The 2,541-nt window shown below is 37.2% G+C and carries 4 protein-coding genes and 1 tRNA gene; 2 read left to right on the top strand and 3 right to left on the bottom strand.

The features are described 5' to 3' along the window. On the top strand, positions 1-360 hold a 360-nt coding region (locus VLB74_RS04475; RefSeq protein WP_414655586.1), incomplete at its 5' end, for a LysE family translocator. A 66-nt stretch (positions 361-426) separates the two neighbouring features. On the opposite strand, the gene VLB74_RS04470 is transcribed toward VLB74_RS04475, so the two are convergent. From VLB74_RS04470 to folB, 3 genes are all read right to left on the bottom strand, one after another. Continuing rightward, positions 427-1,227, bottom strand: a complete 801-nt coding sequence (locus tag VLB74_RS04470; RefSeq protein WP_325202261.1) for a collagenase — start codon at positions 1,225-1,227, stop codon at positions 427-429. Positions 1,228-1,531: 304 nt separating this feature from the next. Beyond that, a tRNA-Cys gene (locus VLB74_RS04465) sits at positions 1,532-1,602 on the bottom strand. A gap of 80 nt (positions 1,603-1,682) precedes the next feature. Continuing rightward, complete coding sequence (gene folB / locus VLB74_RS04460; protein ID WP_325202260.1) at positions 1,683-2,042, bottom strand: dihydroneopterin aldolase; 360 nt, start codon at positions 2,040-2,042, stop codon at positions 1,683-1,685. Positions 2,043-2,126: 84 nt separating this feature from the next. On the opposite strand from folB, the gene VLB74_RS04455 reads away from it, so the two are divergent. Then, the coding region (locus VLB74_RS04455; RefSeq protein WP_325202259.1) for a glutamate--tRNA ligase family protein at positions 2,127-2,541 on the top strand (415 nt) is incomplete at its 3' end.

Genomic DNA, 2,541 nt, shown 5'->3' with positions numbered 1-2,541 from the left:
AAAAAAAATTACTTGGGTCTCTTCATTAAAGGATTCCTGCTAAATTTCATCAATATCGGCGTCCTTGGTTTTTGGCTGGCTATCATTATAACCTTCGGGCCAAAATTCGATATGGAAACCTCCAGAATGGCGGTGTTCTTTTCGGCTGTTATTGGTGCCTATCTGCTTACCGATATCGGAAAAGTACTTCTGGCCAAACAATTACGCAGCAAGTTAACGCCAACCAACATCATAAAAGTCAAAAAAGCAAGCAGTGTGTTGTTGATTGTTTTTGGAATGGCCCTGATGCTTCAGGGATGGTTTCCGGAGGAAAAGGAATTTGTTAAAGATCAACTGGAAAAGATTGAAAAATCAGAATAATAAATTTTTCCCTTTCATTTCAATTATAAAATATTAAGAGGCTGTCTTTTGAGACAGCCTTTTCTTTTATTGTCCGGTCGAATATTCTAAAATGTGTTTTTGCCATGCTGCCAGTAATTCGGATTCGGTGGTGTTTAACGTTGTAAGCAAGTCCGACTTTTTATTCAGCGGTAAAAGTGTTTTGAGTTTTTCTCTGCCATAGGTCTTGTCTATAAACATTACCACCGAACCGGACAGTCCGTACTTGATTTTACTTGTCCAAAACTGATCTAAACTTTGAGGAGTTTTGTTTTCTGCAATCGCTTTTTGCACTTCTGCAATCCGCTTCGAATCACACTGACCTGAAACGTAGGTGGCCAAACCTTCCACGAACCAGTCCATTCCCTGTACATCACTGAAATCCGGACTTATATTTAACTGTCCGTGATACACGTGAACCAGCTCGTGTGTAATCAATTGCTGTGTTTTTTGGGAATCCGAATAAACGTGTTCACAAGCTTCCTTGTCCCATTGTTTCGGTGAAATCACATCCAGTTTCGTAGCTACTCCGCTGGCCACCATCCAACATTCCGATTTGAAATCAGGCATATTCCAATCCTTTTGCCAGGCTTTATCTAAAGAAAGTCGATTGGGATGAACGAAAACTTCAAATTCTTTTTTAAAGGTATCACTAAAGAAAAACTCGACCGATGACTTTCCGTTTTCAATCAGTTTTCGATATTCTTTTTTATTTTTCTTATCACTTGGCGTGTACTTTAAGGTATATCCTTTTCTTATTTCGGTTAACCATTCCTGATTGATTGTTTTCCATCCCATGAACAACAGTGACGAAAACAGTATTGAAAATATGATGTGTTTTGATTTCATGCCTAATTTCTATTAGCTGTAAAAATTAATATTTCTTCTTATTAATGTATATTGAAGTAACAAATTATTTCTGTAATAACATAAAAAAAACTCCAAGTTTCTTTGAAAGTTTACAACGCATTGAGCGGATTCAAACCGCGACTGTCTTTAATTAATTTTCCTGAAAATTAGAAATAAAAAAAGAGTTACATTGCTGTAACTCTTTTCTGAGGCATCGAGCGGATTCGAACCGCAGTTATCTTTAATTAATTTTTCCTAAAAATTAGAAATAAAAAAAGAGCTACATTGCTGTAACTCTTTTTTGAGGCATCGAGCGGATTCGAACCGCTGTAGACGGTTTTGCAGACCGCTTCCTAGCCACTCGGACACGATGCCGTTGTTATGGATGGCAAATATAGAATAATTTTTTATAGTTGCAAAGCCACTAGAGGCAAGAGTTGCAAAGTTTTTTACTTTTAGCTTCTGTATTCTTCTAACTGAATGGTAACCGCCTCAACATCACCACCAATAGGCGGATTCAATTTAGACACGCCAACTATAATTCTTGAAACCTGAGGGATTTCTTTAAAAATTCGGGCAATGATTCTTTGGGCAACATGCTCCAGTAACTTGGAACGGACGTCCATTTCTTCGACAACGATTTTGTTCAGGTGTACATAATCCACTGTGTCAGCCAGTTCATCGGAAAATGACGATTTGCGAAGGTCAGTCTTGATTTCCAAATCCACCGAATAATCCGACCCAATTTTACCTTCTTCTACCAGACAACCATGATAGGAAAATGTTCTGATATTTTTTAATTTTATAATTCCCATGCGTATTTTTCACTGTCATTTTCAAATCTTACGATTTACAAATTGACGAATTAAACTTATCTTTGCTAAAATTACATAAAATCTATGTCTACGAAAGAAAAATCATTGAATTTTATAGAACAAATCATTGAAGACGATTTAAAAAATGGTTTGTCACAAGATAAATTACGTTTCCGTTTCCCACCAGAGCCCAACGGTTATCTTCACTTGGGTCACGCCAGTGCAATCTGTCTGAATTTTGGTTTGGGGATCGATTATAAGTCACCAGTAAACTTACGTTTTGATGATACCAATCCAGCTAAAGAAGAGCAGGAATATGTAGATGCAATCAAACGCGACGTGGAATGGTTAGGATTTCAATGGGCGAAGGAATGTTATGCTTCGGATTATTTCCAACAATTGTACGATTGGGCTATTGAATTGATTAAGAAAGGAAAAGCCTATGTAGATAGCCAGTCATCGGAAGATATGGCCAAACAAAAAGGAACGCCATCACAAC

The organism is Flavobacterium sp. (assembly GCF_035456225.1).
In the GTDB taxonomy this organism is placed as follows: Bacteria; Bacteroidota; Bacteroidia; order Flavobacteriales; family Flavobacteriaceae; genus Flavobacterium.
The sequence above is the reverse complement of the archived record's forward strand: the minus strand, read 5'-3'. Positions and strand labels throughout refer to the sequence as shown.

What these genes read in the sequence shown, in the direction of transcription:
- VLB74_RS04470 (WP_325202261.1), bottom strand. Translation starts at nt 1,227, where the DNA reads ATGAAATCAAAACACATCATATTTTCAATACTGTTTTCGTCACTGTTG.
- folB (WP_325202260.1), bottom strand. Translation starts at nt 2,042, where the DNA reads ATGGGAATTATAAAATTAAAAAATATCAGAACATTTTCCTATCATGGT.